At 63.7% G+C, this 16979-nt stretch carries 15 protein-coding genes; 3 read left to right on the plus strand and 12 right to left on the minus strand.

Annotation, left to right across the window (positions count from 1 at the left end; translation table 11 throughout):
• The first annotated feature begins 123 nt into the window (after window positions 1–123).
• Window positions 124–1074, plus strand: a complete 951-nt coding sequence (locus RHIBR816_RS0115250) for a LysR family transcriptional regulator (RefSeq protein ID WP_018237431.1) — start codon at window positions 124–126, stop codon at window positions 1072–1074.
• A gap of 85 nt (window positions 1075–1159) precedes the next feature.
• Window positions 1160–1810 carry a glutathione S-transferase family protein gene (locus tag RHIBR816_RS0115255; RefSeq protein ID WP_018237432.1) on the plus strand — a complete coding sequence of 217 codons (651 nt, stop codon included), beginning with the start codon at window positions 1160–1162 and terminating at the stop codon, window positions 1808–1810.
• An 80-nt stretch (window positions 1811–1890) separates the two neighbouring features.
• Here RHIBR816_RS0115255 and RHIBR816_RS0115260 read toward each other — a convergent pair whose 3' ends face one another.
• The 5 genes from RHIBR816_RS0115260 to uraH all read right to left on the minus strand — a co-directional run bounded on the left by RHIBR816_RS0115260 (window position 1891) and on the right by uraH (window position 7371).
• Entirely contained in the window at window positions 1891–2196 is a 306-nt protein-coding gene (locus tag RHIBR816_RS0115260) for a hypothetical protein (RefSeq protein WP_018237433.1), read from the minus strand.
• A 73-nt stretch (window positions 2197–2269) separates the two neighbouring features.
• Window positions 2270–3151: a xanthine dehydrogenase accessory protein XdhC gene (gene xdhC, locus RHIBR816_RS0115265; protein ID WP_026187027.1), complete on the minus strand. Its 882-nt coding sequence runs from the start codon at window positions 3149–3151 to the stop codon at window positions 2270–2272.
• Window positions 3152–3156: 5 nt separating this feature from the next.
• Complete coding sequence (gene xdhB / locus RHIBR816_RS0115270) at window positions 3157–5505, minus strand: xanthine dehydrogenase molybdopterin binding subunit (protein WP_018237435.1); 2349 nt, start codon at window positions 5503–5505, stop codon at window positions 3157–3159.
• A 12-nt stretch (window positions 5506–5517) separates the two neighbouring features.
• Window positions 5518–6999 carry a xanthine dehydrogenase small subunit gene (gene xdhA, locus RHIBR816_RS0115275; protein WP_018237436.1) on the minus strand — a complete coding sequence of 494 codons (1482 nt, stop codon included), beginning with the start codon at window positions 6997–6999 and terminating at the stop codon, window positions 5518–5520.
• Between the two features lie 6 nt (window positions 7000–7005).
• Entirely contained in the window at window positions 7006–7371 is a 366-nt protein-coding gene (gene uraH, locus RHIBR816_RS0115280) for a hydroxyisourate hydrolase (protein ID WP_018237437.1), read from the minus strand.
• A 165-nt stretch (window positions 7372–7536) separates the two neighbouring features.
• On the opposite strand from uraH, the gene puuE reads away from it, so the two are divergent.
• Entirely contained in the window at window positions 7537–8952 is a 1416-nt protein-coding gene (puuE, locus tag RHIBR816_RS0115285; RefSeq protein ID WP_018237438.1) for an allantoinase PuuE, read from the plus strand.
• A gap of 321 nt (window positions 8953–9273) precedes the next feature.
• On the opposite strand, the gene RHIBR816_RS0115290 is transcribed toward puuE, so the two are convergent.
• The 7 genes from RHIBR816_RS0115290 to pobA all read right to left on the minus strand — a co-directional run bounded on the left by RHIBR816_RS0115290 (window position 9274) and on the right by pobA (window position 16961).
• Window positions 9274–10566, minus strand: coding sequence for an NCS2 family permease (locus RHIBR816_RS0115290; RefSeq protein WP_026187028.1), 1293 nt, complete (start codon window positions 10564–10566; stop codon window positions 9274–9276).
• A gap of 327 nt (window positions 10567–10893) precedes the next feature.
• Entirely contained in the window at window positions 10894–11610 is a 717-nt protein-coding gene (locus tag RHIBR816_RS0115295) for an ABC transporter ATP-binding protein (RefSeq protein ID WP_018237440.1), read from the minus strand.
• Window positions 11591–12355: an ABC transporter ATP-binding protein gene (locus RHIBR816_RS0115300; RefSeq protein ID WP_026187029.1), complete on the minus strand. Its 765-nt coding sequence runs from the start codon at window positions 12353–12355 to the stop codon at window positions 11591–11593. The genes RHIBR816_RS0115295 and RHIBR816_RS0115300 overlap by 20 nt, the downstream gene beginning before the upstream one ends.
• Window positions 12352–13353 (minus strand): branched-chain amino acid ABC transporter permease, encoded by a 1002-nt coding sequence (locus tag RHIBR816_RS0115305; protein ID WP_026187030.1) that lies wholly within the window; start codon window positions 13351–13353, stop codon window positions 12352–12354. Before RHIBR816_RS0115305 ends, RHIBR816_RS0115300 begins: the two co-directional genes overlap by 4 nt.
• Window positions 13354–13355: 2 nt before the next feature.
• Complete coding sequence (locus tag RHIBR816_RS0115310) at window positions 13356–14222, minus strand: branched-chain amino acid ABC transporter permease (protein WP_018237443.1); 867 nt, start codon at window positions 14220–14222, stop codon at window positions 13356–13358.
• A 165-nt stretch (window positions 14223–14387) separates the two neighbouring features.
• Entirely contained in the window at window positions 14388–15560 is a 1173-nt protein-coding gene (locus RHIBR816_RS0115315; RefSeq protein WP_018237444.1) for an ABC transporter substrate-binding protein, read from the minus strand.
• Window positions 15561–15788: 228 nt separating this feature from the next.
• The gene (gene pobA / locus RHIBR816_RS0115320; protein WP_018237445.1) at window positions 15789–16961 is read right to left on the minus strand and encodes a 4-hydroxybenzoate 3-monooxygenase; all 1173 of its coding nucleotides are present in this window, start codon (window positions 16959–16961) and stop codon (window positions 15789–15791) included.
• Between the last annotated feature and the right edge of the window lie 18 nt (window positions 16962–16979).

Raw genomic sequence — 16979 nt, forward strand, 5'->3', positions numbered from 1 at the left:
ATTATGTGTCATTGCTTGAGGCGGCGAGAAATGCCGCGAGATCGCCAACTCTTTCAAAAAAAACTATAAAATAGGCTGGTCACCGGAGCGGTAATCTGACCCCTGAGGAGCGGAGGCGGGAGCATGTCCTATCTCGATAATGTGCGCGTCTTCGTACGCGTCGTGGAACTTGGAACGCTGTCGGCCGCCGGCCGCGACCAGCGGGTGACCCCTGCGGTCGCCAGCAACAGAATCAAGGAGTTGGAGCGGCATATGGGCGTGCGCCTGTTCAATCGCACGACCCGGAAGTTGACGCCGACGGAGCATGGCCGGGTCTTCTACGACGGCGCCGTGAAGATCCTCGAGGCGGTGAACGAGGCGGAAAGCGCCATTGCCGATCTGTCGCGCAATCCGAAGGGGGCCGTGCGGATTACCGCGCCGCTCGGCATAGGTCGGAGGCTGATCGCATCGGGCGTGCCAGAATTTCACGACCGCTATCCGGACATTGAGGTTCGTCTTCGTCTTTCCGACCGCAATGTCGATATCCTGAGCGAGGGCATCGATGTCGCCTTCCGGCTGGGGATTCTCGAGGATTCGAACCTGCGCATGCGCGGCATCATGAATTGCGATCGCGTCATCTGCGGCGCGCCAAGCTATTTCGAGAAGCGCGGCGTGCCAATTACGCCGGACGAGCTGATCAGCGAGCGCCACGACTGTCTGCTGCTGCGCTATCCCGGATCGAAGGAATATTACTGGACGCTGCAGACGCCAGAGGGCGCGCGCAAGTTCGAGGTCGGCGGCCCCTATGATTCCGACGATGGCGATGTGCTCACCCAATGGGCGCTCGACGGCCGCGGCATCATCAACAAGCCGCTCTTCGAGGTGAAGCAGTATATCGACGAAGGACTGCTCGTCCCGATCCTCGAAGAGACCCCGCCCTTGGGCGCGCAGCTCGCGGCAATCTATCCACACAAGCGGTTCCAGGATCCGAAGGTACGGCTGATGATCGACTTCATGGCCGAGCGCTGCCAGCGGCTGATCGGCAGGATTCTTGCCGAGCCTGCGACAGCGCGGGTGCAGGAAACCCTGGCGTAGAGCGCGAGGACTATCTCTCGAGCATGTGTGTCGGACTCTCGTTTAGCCAATCGTCTTCAAGACGGACAAGCTATGGAGAACAGCGATGACGATTACGATTACCGCCTTTGAACGGTCGCCAGACCGCGGCAAGGGGCTGGCGCGCGACATGCGGGTTCGCTGGGCGCTCGAAGAAGTGGGCGAGCCTTACGACGTTCGTCTTCTTTCGTTCAAGGCGATGAAGGAACCCGCGCATCTGGCGCTGCAACCATTCGGGCAGATTCCGACCTATGAAGAAGGCGGTCTCGCCCTGTTCGAGTCGGGGGCGATCGTGTTCCATATCGCCGAGCGGCATGCGGGCCTGCTGTCGGCCGATGCTAATGCCCGGGCGCGCGCGATCACATGGATGTTCGCCGCGCTCAACACGGTGGAGCCGCCGGTCTTCGACCGGGCTCTCACCATGATCCTCGAGCGCGACAAGCCTTGGTACGAAGAGCGCCTGCATGCCCTCGAGGACAGCATCCGGAACCGGCTGGGCGCCCTTTCCCGTCGCCTCGGCGATGCCGACTGGCTCGAAGGAGAATTCAGCGCCGGCGACCTTCTGATGGTGTCGGTGCTGCTCAGGTTGAAAGGATCGGCTATTCTGGACGAGTATCCGAACCTTTCCGCCTATGTCGCCCGCGGCGAAGCGCGACCCGCATACAAGCGTGCTTTCGACGCTCAATTGGCGGTTTTCACCGCCGCATCGACCGACTGACAAAGCTTCGTGGTGCACTGTCGTCGCGTTGGATCTTGCCACTCGTTTCGTATCAGCTTCGCAGCATGGCGGAACAGGTCTTAAATCCCCGACCCGTCGAGCTCTTGATCGTCGTCGCCTTCCCAGGGTGAGGGCATCGACGTGCGATTGAGATTGGCCGAGGGCATCGGCATCCAGCACTTCAATTCCGGCTCGGCGTATTCGACGATGCGGCCGGGCGAGGAATCAGAGGCGCGCCAGCCTTCTGCACCGAACTGGTCGCCATTCGACCAATAGGCGAGGTCAACTTCTGCCGCCCCTTGTTCGGACGGGCGGATCGTGACGAGAATTCGACTGCCGTCTTTCGGTGCGCTTGCCATGTGGCGCCAACTGTCCGGCTCGGCCATTATTTTCCTCCCGCCTTGCTGCAGGTAGCAAGTGTCGCCTCGCCAGCGGAAACGGTCAACGCAAATCGGATATTCACCACCGGGGTGATGAGGAACCGGCCTTCGCCTTCACCCGTTTCCGCTCGTTGGACGGCGCCGCGCCCTTTTGCTGCTGCGTGAGTACAGCCGTCATGATTTCCGCGGCGGCCAGCGCTGCGATGACGGCGGGCCGCTTGTCTTTCACCGCCGTGCCTCCGATCGGGCAAACGAGACCATCGAACAGCCCTGGACGTTTAACCTCGCGCGACAGCCAATTCTTGAAGGTGGCCCGCTTCGTCTTCGAGCCGATCATGCCGACATAGCAGGCATCCTCGCGGCCAAGCGCTTCCGCGGCGATCAGGAAATCGAGCGCGTGGTCATGGGTGAGAATGACGAAGGCGCTCCCCGGCGGGGCGTCACGGACGACCGCCTCCGGCATCGCCGTCAGGCGGGTTTCGATACCCGGCACGTCGACCGCCGACAGCTCCTTTTCGCGGGTGTCGACGAGCACGGTTCGGACCGGCACCAGCGACAGCGCAATGGCGAGCGCGTCGCCGACATGGCCGGCCCCGAAGACATAGACATGCGGCCGGCACGCGATTTCAGCGTCGCTGCGCTCCATCAATGCGGCCCGGGTTTCCGGACCGACGGCCTTGAACGCCAGCGCCACGCGCCCGCCGCAGCACTGGCCGATCTCCGGCCCGAGCGGGATCGCCAGCCGGTCATCGGCTGCGGCTCCCTTGAGCAGTTGGCGGGCATGGTCGATCGCCATGTATTCCAGTTGGCCGCCACCGATCGTGGCGAAGGTGCGCTCCTTCGAGACGAGCATCCAGGCATCCGTATCGCGCGGCGTCGAGCCTGCGGCGCCGGTCACTTCGACGAGAATGCAGGCCGCATCGCCGCCCAGGAAATGCCGAATATCCTCTCTGCCCGTCATGCCTGTCATCCGTCCGCTTTGCGGCGCGGCTCCGCGTTGCGCAGCCGCTCGATCGCCATCAGCACCCGTTCCGGTGTCGCCGGAGCATCGATGCGCGGCGGGATACGATACTCCGCAACGCTTGCCGCTGCCATGGATATCGCCTCAAGCACGGAAATGCCCAGCATGAAGGGCGGTTCCCCGACCGCCTTCGAGCGGCGGATCGTTTCCTCACGATTGACCGACCATTCCGCCAGCCGCACGTGGAAGACGCGCGGCCGGTCGGAGGCGAGCGGGATCTTGTAGGTGGACGGCGCATGGGTGCGCAGCCGCCCCTTCGCATCCCACCACAATTCCTCAGTCGTCAGCCAGCCCATGCCCTGCACGAAGGCGCCTTCGACTTGGCCGAGATCGAGTGCCGGATTGAGCGACTTGCCGACGTCATGAAGGATGTCGGTGCGCTCGACCTGGTACTCGCCGGTCAGCGTGTCGACGCTGACTTCCGAGCAGGAAGCACCGTAGGCGTAGTAGTAGAACGGACGTCCCCTTCCTTCCGCGCGGCTCCAGTGGATCTTCGGCGTCTTGTAGAAGCCGGCCGCCGAAAGCTGCACGCGGGCCGCATAGGCCGACCGGATGAAATCTCCGAAGGCGATGCGTTCGCTGCCGATCCTGACCACGTTCGGTTCGAAGACGATATCGGCTTCGCTGACTCCGTAGCGTTCCGCCGCGAAGCGGACGAGCCGTGCCTTGATCTGCTGCGCCGCATTGGCGGCCGCCATGCCGTTCAGGTCCGAGCCCGAGGAGGCGGCCGTCGCCGAGGTATTCGGCACCTTGCCGGTCGAGGTCGCCGTCACCTTGATGCGGTCGAGATCGACCTGGAACTCATCCGCGACCACCTGGGCGACCTTGGTATAGAGCCCCTGCCCCATCTCGGTGCCGCCGTGGTTCAGCTGGATCGAGCCGTCCGTATAGACATGGACGAGGGCGCCGGCCTGGTTGTATTCGGTCTTGGTGAAGGAGATGCCGAACTTCACCGGCGTCAGCGCAATACCGCGCTTGATCACATGGTTCTCGCGGTTGAAGGCGAGCACTGCCTCACGCCGGGCGGCATAATCCGCGGAAGCTTCGAGTTCCTCGATGATCCGGCCGATGATGTTGTCTTCAACGGTCTGGTGATAGGGCGTCAGGTTGCGTCCCTCGCCGCCGTAGAAATTCAGCTTGCGGATTTCGAGCGGATCCTTGCCGAGCGTATAGGCGATGTCCTCGATCATCCGCTCGCCGCCGACCATGCCCTGCGGTCCGCCGAAGCCGCGGAAGGCGGTGTTCGACACCGTGTTCGTCTTGAGCGGTCGCGAACGCAGCCGCACGTTGGGATAGAAATAGCAATTGTCGGCATGGAACAGCGCGCGGTCGGTCACCGGACCGGAGAGATCGGCCGAGAACCCGCAGCGCGCCGCAAAGACCGCGTCCACCGCCTCGATGCGGCCATCGTCGTCGAAGCCGACCTTGTAGTCGACATGGAAGTCGTGGCGCTTGCCGGTCGCCGTCATGTCGTCGTCCCGGTCGGGACGCACCTTCACCGGAAGACGGTATTTCCTCGCGGCCAGGGCCGCAACCGCGGCGAAGAGGTTGGCCTGCGTCTCCTTGCCGCCGAAGGCGCCGCCCATGCGGCGGACGTTGACGGTGATCGCGTTCGACGGAAGCCCAAGCACCTGGGCGACCATGTGTTGTGTCTCGCTCGGATGCTGAGTCGAGGCGATGACGGTCACCTCGTCGTCCTCGCCGGGGATGGCGAAGGAGATGTGTCCTTCGAGATAGAAATGATCCTGGCCGCCGATCCGCATCTCGCCCTGGACGATGTTCTGCGCCTTGGCGAAACCGGCGTCGATATCGCCGCGCTCGAGCTTCAGGGGATCGATCACCAGCGGGTAGTTGGCGGCCGCCGCCTTGACGACGTCGGTCACATGCGGCAGGTCGCGATACTCGATCTTCACCCTTGCCGCGGCCCGGCGGGCGGCGTCGCGCGAGGTGGCGATCACCGCAAAGATCGGCTGCCCATGGAACTCGACCTTCCCCGTCGCGAAGACCGGGTCGTCGTGCTTGTGCGCCGGGCTGATGTCGTTCTCGCCGGGAATATCCTCGGCCGTCAGGATGCCGACGACGCCGGGGCTGCTCTCCACCGCCTCGAAATCGATCGACAGGATTTCCGCATGGGCGCGTTGCGACAGTCCCAGATAGCCGTGCAGCGTGCCGGCCGGTTCGGCAATGTCGTCGATATATTCGGCCGTGCCCGACACATGCTTGTGACCGGATTCATGCCGCTCCTGCTCGTGGACGCCGCCGCGGATGCGGTCGATGGGCTGCATCACATTCATCGCTCCACCCTCCTAGACAGCGACCGCAACCGTGCGGTCGATACGGACAATCGCTTTGTCCTGCGTCTCCAGATAGAAGCGACGCAGGAGGTTCTTGGCGACGAGCATGCGATAATCCGCCGAGGCGCGCCAATCGGTCAAAGGCGTGAAATCCTGTTCGAAGGCGCCGACGGCCGCTTCGATCGCGGCACCGGTCCAGCCTTGCCCCTTGAGAGCGGCCTCGACATTCGTTGCGCGCTTGGGTGTCGCGGCCATGCCGCCGAAGGCGATCGTCGCATCCGCGACCCTGCCCTCGCTATCAAGCGTCACGCGGAACGCACCGCAGACGGAGGAGATATCCTCGTCCAGCCGTTTGGAAACCTTGTAGACGGCAAAGCGGTCGGCATCGCCCAGGAACGGAATCCGGACGGACTCGACGAATTCGCCGGGCTCACGATCCTGCCTGCCATAGGCGATGAAAAAGGACTCGAGCGGCACCGTCCTTCTGTTCCCGCCCTTCCGCAACGTCACCGAGGCGCCAAGCGCGATCAGCGCGGGCGGCGTATCGCCGATCGGCGAGCCGTTGGCGATATTGCCGCCGATCGTGCCCATGTTGCGGACCTGCTCGCCGCCGATCCGGTCCCAGAGTTCGCGCAATTGCGGGAAGTGGTGGACGATCACGGGATAGGCTTCGGTGTAGCTCACCCCGGCCGCCAGCGTGATGCCCTCTTCGTCGACGGAGATCCGACGCAATTCCTCGAGGTGGGAAAGATGGACGACCGGTGCGATGTCGCGCATGAATTTCGTCACCCACAACCCGACATCCGTGGAGCCGGCCACGATCGTCGCCTTCGGGTTGGCCTCGACGACTGCTGCGAAATCGTCGAGCGAAGCCGGCAGCACCACGCGGTCGGCCTCGTTGCCGATCTCGACGCGCCGGCCATCCCTTAGGTCCGCCAGCTCGCGCGCGATCTTCTCGCGTTCGGCAACCAACGGGTCCTTTCCGACCTCGCCGATCGATGAAATCGCCTCAGCGGCGCGGATGATGGCGGCATATCCGGTGCAGCGACAGAGATTGCCCTGCAGCGCCTTCTCGATTTGCTGAACGCTCGGCCTGGGGTTTTCCATCCAGAGGCCGTAGAGCGACATGACGAAGCCCGGCGTGCAGAAGCCGCATTGCGACGCATGCGTGTCGACCATCGCCCGCTGCACCGGGTGAAGCGGCCCGTCCGGCTCTGCAAGCGCCTCGACGGTGACGACATGACAGCCATCGAGCGAGGCGACGAAACGGATGCAGGCATTGACGGATTCGTATTTCAGCCTGCCGTCGTGAAGGCGGCCGACAAGCACCGTGCAGGCGCCGCAATCCCCTTCGGCGCAGCCTTCCTTGGTGCCGCGCAGATTGCGGTCGATGCGCAGGAAATCGAGCAGCGTCTGGACCGGCGAGACATCGCCAAGCTCGACCAGCCGGTCATTCAGGTGAAAGCGGATCGTATTGCGGACTTCGATCGTCATGGCCGGTCAGCTCCCGCGATAGGTGGAATAGCCGTAGGGCGAAAGCAACAGCGGCACGTGATAATGCGCGGCGGGATCGGCGATGCCGAAGCGGATCGGGATGAGATCGAGGAACGGATTGCTGCCGCTCTCAGCGCCCAGATATTCGCCGGTGTGGAAGCGCAGCTCGTAGATGCCGGTCGTCATCGTCTCGCCGCTGAGCAGCGGCTCGTCGCATCGGCCGTCCTCGTTGGTCCGCGCAGAAGCGATGCGCTCGCGCCACTCGCCATCGAGGCGGTAAAGCTCGATGCGCAGGTTCGCGGCAGGTTTGCCGCTCGCCGTATCCAGCACATGGGTCGTCAGGCGACCAGCGTTTCCGCCATGAATCTGCATGCGTGTCGCTCCTCCACTCACTTTCGACGAATGAAGTATCCGAAGCGACGCCACCTTTGTGTAGCGGGCGTAGGCTTCGAGACTTTCAAATTTTTCGAGGGGAATGGGCCTGCTTCATTACCGGTACGAATTGGCATCCGCACACAATATCAGGAGGAGAGTTGCATGAGATATCCCCGTAATCTCCAGGGATATGGCCCCAATCCAAAGGTCAGCTGGCCGAACGAAGCACGGATCGCCGTGCAATTCGTGGTCAACTACGAAGAGGGCGGCGAAAACTGCGTGCTGCACGGCGATGCGGCGTCGGAAGCGTTCTTGTCGGAAATCGTCGGCGCGCAGGCCTGGCCCGGCCAGCGCCACTGGAACATGGAGTCGATCTACGAATATGGCGCGCGTGCCGGCTTCTGGCGGCTGCACCGGCTTTTCACCGAGGGGCAGGTGCCGGTCACCGTCTACGGCGTCGCGACGGCGCTCAAGCGATCGCCGGCACAGGTCGCGGCCATGCAGGATGCCGGTTGGGAGATCGCCTCCCACGGCTTGAAATGGATCGAGCACAAGGATTTCAGCACCGAACGGGAACGCGCCGAGATCGCCGAGGCGATCCGGCTCCACACGATCGTAACAGGCGAGCGGCCGCGCGGCTGGTATACGGGCCGCTGTTCGGAAAACACCCTCGACCTCGTCACCGAAGCCGGCGGCTTCGACTATGTCTCCGACTCCTATGCCGACGACCTGCCCTATTGGCACGAGCACCAGAATCGGCACCAACTCGTCATCCCCTATACGCTCGACGCCAATGACATGCGTTTCGCCACGGCGCAGGGCTTCAACAGCGGCGACCAGTTCTTCAGCTATTTGAAGGACAGCTTCGACGTTCTCTATGCCGAGGGTAAGGCGGGATCGCCGAAGATGATGAGCATCGGCCTTCACTGCCGCCTCGCCGGCCGGCCGGGCCGGGCCGCTGCATTGGCCCGTTTCATCGACTATGTGAAGAGCCACAGCAAGGTCTGGCTGGCCCGCCGCATCGACATTGCCCGCTATTGGGCGGAGGCTTATCCGTTCCAGCCCAACGGCGATCGACCGTCGCGGCTTTCCGAAGAGGCCTTTGTCGCCCGCTTTGGCGGCATCTTCGAGCATTCCGACTGGATCGCCAAGCGCGCCTTCGCGGGCGAGCTTTCTCCGGCAACCGACACGGCAACTGGCCTGCACGCGGCGTTGACCGCGGTCTTCCGCGAGGCGAGCGATGCGGAACGACTTGCCGTGCTTAACGCCCACCCGGACCTTGCCGGCAAGCTTGCCCAGGCAAAGCGCCTGACCGAGAGCTCGACCAACGAGCAGGCCTCGGCCGGTCTCGATGCGCTCACGGATCGGGAGCGCGAGCGCTTCACCGAGCTCAATGCGGCCTATGTCGAGAAATTCGGATTCCCATTCATCATTGCGGTCAGGGGGCGCAGCAAGGACGACATCCTCGCCGCCTTCGAAAGCCGCATCGACAGCGACCGCGAGACGGAGTTCGAAACCGCCTGCCGTCAGGTGGAGCGGATCGCCCTGCTGCGGCTTCGCGAGATGCTGGCGGGTTGAGCAGGCAAAACGGCGATACTTCGCACGAAGGTGGCCGGCGCGCGATATTGCGGGCCGGCCGTTTCGTACATCCCGGTAGTGCCAAGCGAACTTAGCTTGGACGTCGTTTCGGCACGCACTGCGTTCATTGCTTGATTCAAAAAAAGCCTTTCGAAGCACCCCTCCCCAACCCCTCCCCACAAGGGGGAGGGGCTTAACGCGCCGCAACCGCCTGCCATTTCGGACCGTTGCATCTGGTGAAAATGTGGCCACCGGAACGCGGGCCGTGCGGCATTGTAAGCCCCTCCCCCTTGTGGGGAGGGGTTGGGGAGGGGAATTGTCCTAACCCCCGAAGAAGGCGAAGCGCACGACGAACAGGGCGGCGACGATCTGCGTGGCGGGATGGATGACGCTCCAGCGGCCGGTGCAGATCTTCAGGACCACGTAGCTCACGAAGCCGAAGGCCAGCCCGTTGGCGATCGAGTAAGTGAACGGCATGGCGATCGCGGTCAGCGCCGCCGGTGCCGCTTCGGTCAGATCGTCCCACTCGATTTCGGTAAGCTCGCGCATCATTAGCCCTGCCACGTAGAGCAGCGCCGGCGCCGTTGCATAGGACGGAACGGCGGCCGCCAGCGGCGAGATGAACAGCGCGGCGAGGAACAGCACCGAAATGGTCAGCGCCGTGAGACCGGTGCGGCCGCCCGCCTGCACGCCGGAGGCACTTTCGACATAGGCCGTGGTGCTGCTGGTGCCAATCAGCGAGCCGGCGATGATCGCCGAGCTGTCGGCAAGCAGCGCGCGCCCGAGGCGATTCGGCTTGCCCTCCTCGACCAGTTTCGCCCGCTTCGCCACACCGATCAGCGTACCGGTCGCGTCGAAGACCTCGACGAGCACGAAGACGAGGATGACATGAACGAGGCCGCCATGCAGCGCGCCCATGATGTCGAGTTGCAGGAAGGTCGGAGCGATGCTCGGCGGCGCGGAAACCACGCCCTTGAACTCGGACACGCCGAGGAACATCGACAGGATCGTGACGACGAGAATGCCGATCAGGATCGAGCCCCGGACCTTCAGCGAGTCGAGCACGGCGATGACGAAAAAGCCGAGGATTGCGAGCAGCGGCCCGGTCTGCTTGAGGTCGCCCAGGCCGACCAGCGTTGCCGGATTGTCGACGACGATGCCGGCGTTCTTGAGCGCGATGATGCCGAGGAACAGGCCGATACCGGCCGCAATCGCGCTGCGCAGCGAATGCGGGATGCCGGCGATCAGCCAGCTTCTGACCCCGGTGACCGTCAGGAACAGGAAGATGAGGCCGGAGATGAACACCGCGCCAAGTGCCTGCTGCCAGGTGAAGCCGAGAGCGGCCACGACCGTGAAGGCGAAGAAGGCATTGAGGCCCATACCGGGCGCCATGCCGATCGGCCAGTTGGCGACGAGCGCCATGACGGCGGAACCAAGCGCCGCCGCAAGACAGGTCGCGACGAAGATGGCGTCACGGTCCATGCCGGTGGTCGACAGGATGTCGGGGTTTACGAAGATGATGTACGACATCGTTAGGAATGTCGTTAGACCGGCGACCACCTCCGTGCGGATCGTCGTATCGTGCTCTTTCAGTTTGAACAGTCGCTCAAGCATATTTCCTCCCTTGGCAGCCGTCATCTCGACGCAGCCGAACAACAGAGGCCAGGTCGCTGCTCCTCCAGCGTCCGGCCGTTGCATTTTTGACCCCTCTCCGGAATTCTTCGTCGGGCGGTCATGGCGACCATTGGGCCGCGCCGGATGGGATACCCATGCAGCGCCCTAATTGTGCGGCGTCGCGCGCATGATCGCTAGCCGCCCATTTCGACGGCGAAAGCGAAAGACTTTCAAATTTTTGAGGGCATTCAGCCGGATTCTCTTGGGAAAATCGCGCTCAGGCCGGCGAAACGACTAAGCGGCCCGCGGCGGCGAGCGGACGGCAGGTTAGTGCAAGCCGCCGACTCCGAGCAGCCGCTCGACAGCCGTGTGATCCTTCGTCAGCGCTGCCGGCGTTCCGCTCCAGGCGAGCCGCCCCCGTTCGAGAATGATGACATGGTCGGCGAAATCGAGGGCGCTCTGGATGCGCTGTTCGACGAGCAGGATGGTCATGTCGCCGGTCTTCGCAAGTTCGGCGAAGGCCTTCATCAGCTCCTCGCAGATAACCGGCGCCAGCCCTTCCAGCGGCTCGTCGAGAAGCAAGACGGAGGGACGCCCGAGGATCGAGCGGGCGGTCGACAGCATCTGCTGCTCGCCGCCGGAGAGCTGGGAACCGAGATTCTTGCGCCGCTCGTAGAGACGCGGGAACATCTCGTAGGCTTCCTTGAGCGCGCTCTTCGGGCGGCCCTTGAGACCGACGAAGAGGTTTTCCTCGACCGTGAGCGTGGGAAAGACGCAGCGCGCCTGCGGCACGAAACCCAGGCCCTTCAACGCGCGCGACGCGCTCGGCATCGCCGTGACATCCGTCTCGCCGATCCGGATGCACCCCTCGTAACGCCGCGTCTGGCCGGCAAGCGTGGCGAGCAGCGTCGTCTTGCCCATGCCGTTGCGGCCGAGCACGGCAAGCCGCGCGCCGGCAGGCACGGAAAAGGAGATCCCCTCCAGCACCCGTGTCGGTCCGTAGCCGGCCGACAGATTTTCGACCTCAAGCGGCGTGGCCGGCATTGGCATAGCTCCCGAGATAGGCCTCGCGCACGCGAGGATCCTTGGTGACGTCCGACGGCGAACCGTCGAAGATGATCGTGCCGGCGGCAAGCACGATCACGCGCTTGGCAAAACGGAAGACGAGATCCATGTCATGCTCGATCATCAACACGGCGAGATCGGCCGGAAGGTCTGCGAGCGCCTGCTCGATGCGGCCGGTGTCGCTCTGCGGCACGCCCGCCGCCGGTTCGTCGAGGAGCAGCACCTTCGGCTTCAGCGCCAGCGCCACGGCGATTTCCAGCAGCCGCTGCTGGCCATAGGCGATTTCGGCGACGCGCCGGTGCATCAGCTCGCGAAGCCCGAGCTTGCCGAGCAGTTCGCCGACTTCCGCCATGACCTTCGGCATCATCAGGAAGTGGCCGAACATGCGACCAGCCTCTCCATCGCGCTGCAGGATCGCCAACGCCACGTGTTCGGCAGGCGTCATCTCCTGGAAGAGGCGCGTCACCTGGAACGAGCGTACGAGCCCCCGCCGCACCCGCCCGATCGCATCGGTGCGCGTGACGCTCTCGCCGCCGAGCAGGACATCGCCGGAGTCCGGCGCCAGATTGCCGGTGACGATGTCGACGAAGGTCGTCTTGCCGGCGCCGTTCGGGCCGATCAGCGCGACGCGGTCGCCCGGCGCCATGGCCAGACTGACGTCATTGGTGACGGCGAGGCCGCCAAAGGCGCGCTTCAAGTTCCTGACTTCGAAGATCGCGCTCACCGGGGCGTCCTCCGCCATCTGGACGCCAGACCGGCAAGGGTGCCGTAAAGACCCTTCGGGGCGAAGAGGACGACGGCGATCAGCAACGCCCCGACCATGGTCAGCCAGTGAAACGGATTGGCGGCGGAGACGAGGTCCTCGAAGAACATGAAGACGATCGTGCCGGTGAGCGCGCCGAAAAGCGAACCGGTGCCGCCGAGGACGACCATCACGAGGCTCTCGGCCGAGAGCGTGAAGGACAGGCTGTCGAGGCCGACGACCTGCGTCGAGATCGCATTGAGCGCGCCGCCCGTGCCGGCAACCGCGCCGGATATGACGTACATCTTCATCAAAGCGAGCTTCGGCGAGGCGCCCATCGCGCGGATGCGGACCGGGTCTTCCTTGATGCCGCGGCAAAGCATGCCGAAGGGGGATCGGACGATGAGCCGCAAGATCGTAAAGACGACTGCAAGGAGGACGATGCCGAAGACATAGGCGGTGCGGCCCCAGAGGTCGAACTCGAAGTGACCGAGCAGCGGATCGGGCGCGATACCCGCCAGACCGTCGCTGCCGCCTGTCCAGGAGGAGGCCTTGTTGGCGAACTCGTGAAACAGATGAATGAGCGCGATCGACAGGACGAGCTGCGGAAGACCATGGGCACGAAGAATGACCACGCCGCAGACAAGGCCCGCAAGGGCGCCGCCGAGAATGCCGCAGGCAAGCATCAGAAGCGGATCGGTAATGCCGAAGTGGACCGCGGCGATGCCGGACGCATAGGCGCCCGTGCCGAAGAGCGCAGCATGGCCGAGCGTTGCCACGCCGCAATAGCCGGTCACGAGGTCAAGGGACAGCACGAGAAGCGCGATCGCGGTAATGCGCGTCAGAAGCGCGAGGTTGTTCGGAAACAACAGGTAACCGACGACGGCCAGCCCGAGGATCACCGCCAGACCGGCAAGGTCGCGGCCGAACTTGCGTCCCTTGCCCCGCGCGCCTGCCAGCGTATCGTTCATCGTCGCCATGGTCATGAACCTGTCCTTCCGGCAAGGCCGCGTGGGAAGACGCAGACGATGGCGATGACCGCGAGGTAGAAGAAGAATTCGCCGAACTCCGGCACGAGATAGCGGCCGGCCGTATCGATGCCGCCGAGCAACAGGCAGGCGATGAGCGCACCCGGGATCGACCCCGCGCCGCCGACGGAGACGACGACGAGGAAGGTCACCATGTAGCGCAGTGCGTAATAGGGCTCGACCGGCAGCAGTTCGGCGCCCACCACACCGCCCAGGGCGGCGAGCCCGACGGCAACGGCGAAGCTTACCGCATAGACGATCTGGGTGCGCACCCCGAGCGCGGCCGCCATCGCCGCATTGTCGACGGCCGCCCGGAGCTTCACGCCGAACCCGGTTCGCTCGATCAGATACCAGAGGGCGGCGGCGACGGTGAGACCGCAAAGAATGGCGAAGATCCGATGCGTGGCGATCGAGCGGAAGCCGAGATCGACGGAACCCTGCAATGACGGCGGCAGCGGAACCGTCTTCAGCGTCGGACCGAAGACGTAATTGGCAATGCCGATGATGCAGAAGGTGATGCCGATCGTCATCAGCACCTGGGTGAGTTCCGACGCTCCGTAGATGCGGCGGTAAAGCAGGCGCTCGATCGGAACGGCGATGACGATCGTGCCGAATATCGCAAGCAGCACAGCAACCCCGTAGCCGAGACCGAGATCGCGCGCGGCATAGGAGGCGATGTACCCACCGATCATGGCGAAGGCGCCATGGGCGAGGTTGACGACCCGCATGAGGCCCATGGTGGCGGAAAGTCCGATCGAGATCACAAACAGCACCATGCCGTAAGCGAGCGCGTCGACCGCGATGCTGAAGACGGTTTGCATAAGCCCACCCCGTTTCACTACAGCGCCGTGCGTCTTTTCAGACGCACAAAGGTCGCTGTAGCACTTTGAATTGCTGCATGTTTTTGTCCTTGAATCGGCTACGATTCAAGGAAACATGCAGTGAGCGGGACCAGCGGGCCCCGCATCCAATTCGCCGACCGATCCCTACTTCAGCGCCCCAAGGCCGGGATCGCCCTGCTTCTCGAAAGTCGCGATCTCCTTGTTGTAATAGGTGCCGTCTTCGGCCTTGGCGACCTCGCGCAGATAGATGTTCTGGGTGATGTGGCGCGATTCCGGATCGATCGATACCGGCCCGCGTGGACTCGTCCAGGAAAGCCCCTTGACCGCATCGACCGCCTTCTGAGCGTCCTGCTCGCCACCCGTCGCCTCGATCATCTTGTAGATGACATGCATGCCGTCATAGGCGCCGACCGAGGGGAAGGAAAGCTCGGCCGGATTGCCGATCGCCTTGCCGGCCGCCTCGACGAACGCCTTGTTTTCCGGTGAATCATGCGAGACGGCGTAGTGGAAAGTCGTCTGGATTCCGAGCGCGGCTTCGCCGAGTGCCGGCAGGTCCGATTCCTGCGTCAGGTCGCCCGGCGCGAAGAACTTGATGCCGGCTCCCTTCAGGCCGTTTTCGTTGAAGGACTTGACGAAGCCCAGCGTCGTCGGGCCGGACGGCAGGAAGGCAAAGACCCCTTCGGCGCCCGAATCCTTGACGCGCTGCATGATCGGCGAGAAATCATTGGTAGCGAGCGGCATGCGGATCGCCTCGACGATCTGCCCACCGACCGCTTCGAAGCCCTTCTTGAAGGCGTTCTCGGCGTCAACGCCCGGGCCGTAGTCGCTGACGACCGAGATGACCTTCGAGACGCCTGCGTCCCTCGCCACCTTGGCGATCGGCGTCGATGTCTGCCAGAGCGTGAACGACGTACGCACGACCAGCGGGCTCTTGGTGACGATCGCCGAGGTTGCGGCATTCATGATGACCAGCGGCACGTTCGCCTGCTCGAGCAGCGGCGTCACCGCCATGGCATCGGGAGTAAAGTAGAAGCCGGCAAGATACTGCACGCCTTCCTTGACAACCAGTTCCTGCGCAAGGGCCTTGGACTGGGCGGGATCGGGCTGGGGCACGTCCCGGTAGATGACCTCGATGTCGTCGTCGCCGACCTTACTGCCGTTCAGCGCCATATAGGCGTCTATGCCGGCCTTGAAGTTCTTGCCCTGCAGCGCGAACGGACCGGAAAACGGTCCAATGACGCCGATCTTAATCGTATCGGCCTGTGCGGCACCGGCAATTGTGAGTGCCGCAAGCGCGGCGAGAATAGTCCGTTTCATTTTTCCTCCCCACGGCACCCGGCTCACTCCCGTCCGGCGCCGCCCAAGATCAGTTGCAAGACTTGATCGCCGTCAGTTTGACATGCGGAACGGCGTTGAAAAATGAAAGATAGCCCGCCCCACATAACTTTCCAGTTATGAATCGGCCATTTGGACAGCGCATGGTCATGAGCATCCTTCACCGTTGATGCATGATGCCCCGCTTGCGCGGATCTCGGCACGGTTAAGTCAAAAGGGCAACCCGACATAATTCTCCGCGAGCGCCATCGCGGCAGCCCGCGAATGGGTCAGATAGTCGAGCTCGGCTTCCTGAATCTTCTGGTCGAAATCGCTGGTCTCGGGAAAACGGTGCAGCATCGTCGTCATCCACCAGGAAAAACGGACCGCCTTCCAGACACGCCCGAGCGCCCGGCCGGAATAGGCGTCGAGGCCGGCATTGGAGCGATCCTGATAGTGCTCGTGCAAGCCCTCAAACAGGTAGTGCACGTCGCTTGCGGCAAGGTTCAGTCCCTTCGCCCCGGTCGGCGGCACGATATGGGCGGCATCGCCCACCAGGAACAGCCGATTGAAGCGCATCGGTTCGGCGACGAAGGAGCGAAGCGGTGCGATCGACTTCTCGAAGGAAGGTCCCGTCACCACCCGTTCGGCGTGATGGGCCGGCAGGCGGCGTCTCAACTCGTCCCAGAAACGCTCGTCGTCCCAGTCCGCTAGCTTCTCGTCGAGCGGGCACTGGATGTAGTAACGGCTGCGGGTGAGCGACCGCATGGAGCAGAGCGCAAAGCCGCGCGGGTGGTTGGCATAGACCAGTTCGTGATCGACCGGCGGCACGTCGGCGAGGATGCCGAGCCAGCCGAAGGGATAGACCTTCTCGAAGGCGCGGATCGCCCGCTCCGGCACGGACTTTCGGCTCACCCCGTGAAAACCGTCGCAGCCCGCAATGAAATCGCAGTCTATGCGATGCGTGACGCCGTCCTTTTCGTAGGTGACGTAAGGCCGATGGCCGTCGAAGTCATTCGGCTTCACATTCCCCGCCTCGTAAATCGATGACGCGCCCGACTGTTCGCGATGATCCATCAGGTCGCGGGTGAGTTCCGTCTGGCCATAGATCAGCACCCGTTTGCCGCCCGTCAGACCGTGGAGGTCGATCCGATGATCGCGACCGTCGAAAGCGAGCGAAAAGCCGTCATGCGGGAGGCCTTCGGCATGCATGCGGGCCCCGGATTGCGCCTCGTCCATCAACCGCACCGTGCCCTCCTCCAGCACACCGGCACGCACCCGACCGAGAATGTGGTCTTTGCTGGCGCGGTCGAGAACAAGGTTGTCGATACCTGCCAGCGTCAGCAATTGCCCGAGCAGCAAACCGGACGGTCCGGAACCGATGATGACGACCTGGGTTCGCATGTACCTCCTCACCTATGC

It is taken from the genome of Ensifer sp. BR816 (genome assembly GCF_000378985.1).
Lineage (GTDB): Bacteria > Pseudomonadota > Alphaproteobacteria > Rhizobiales > Rhizobiaceae > Sinorhizobium.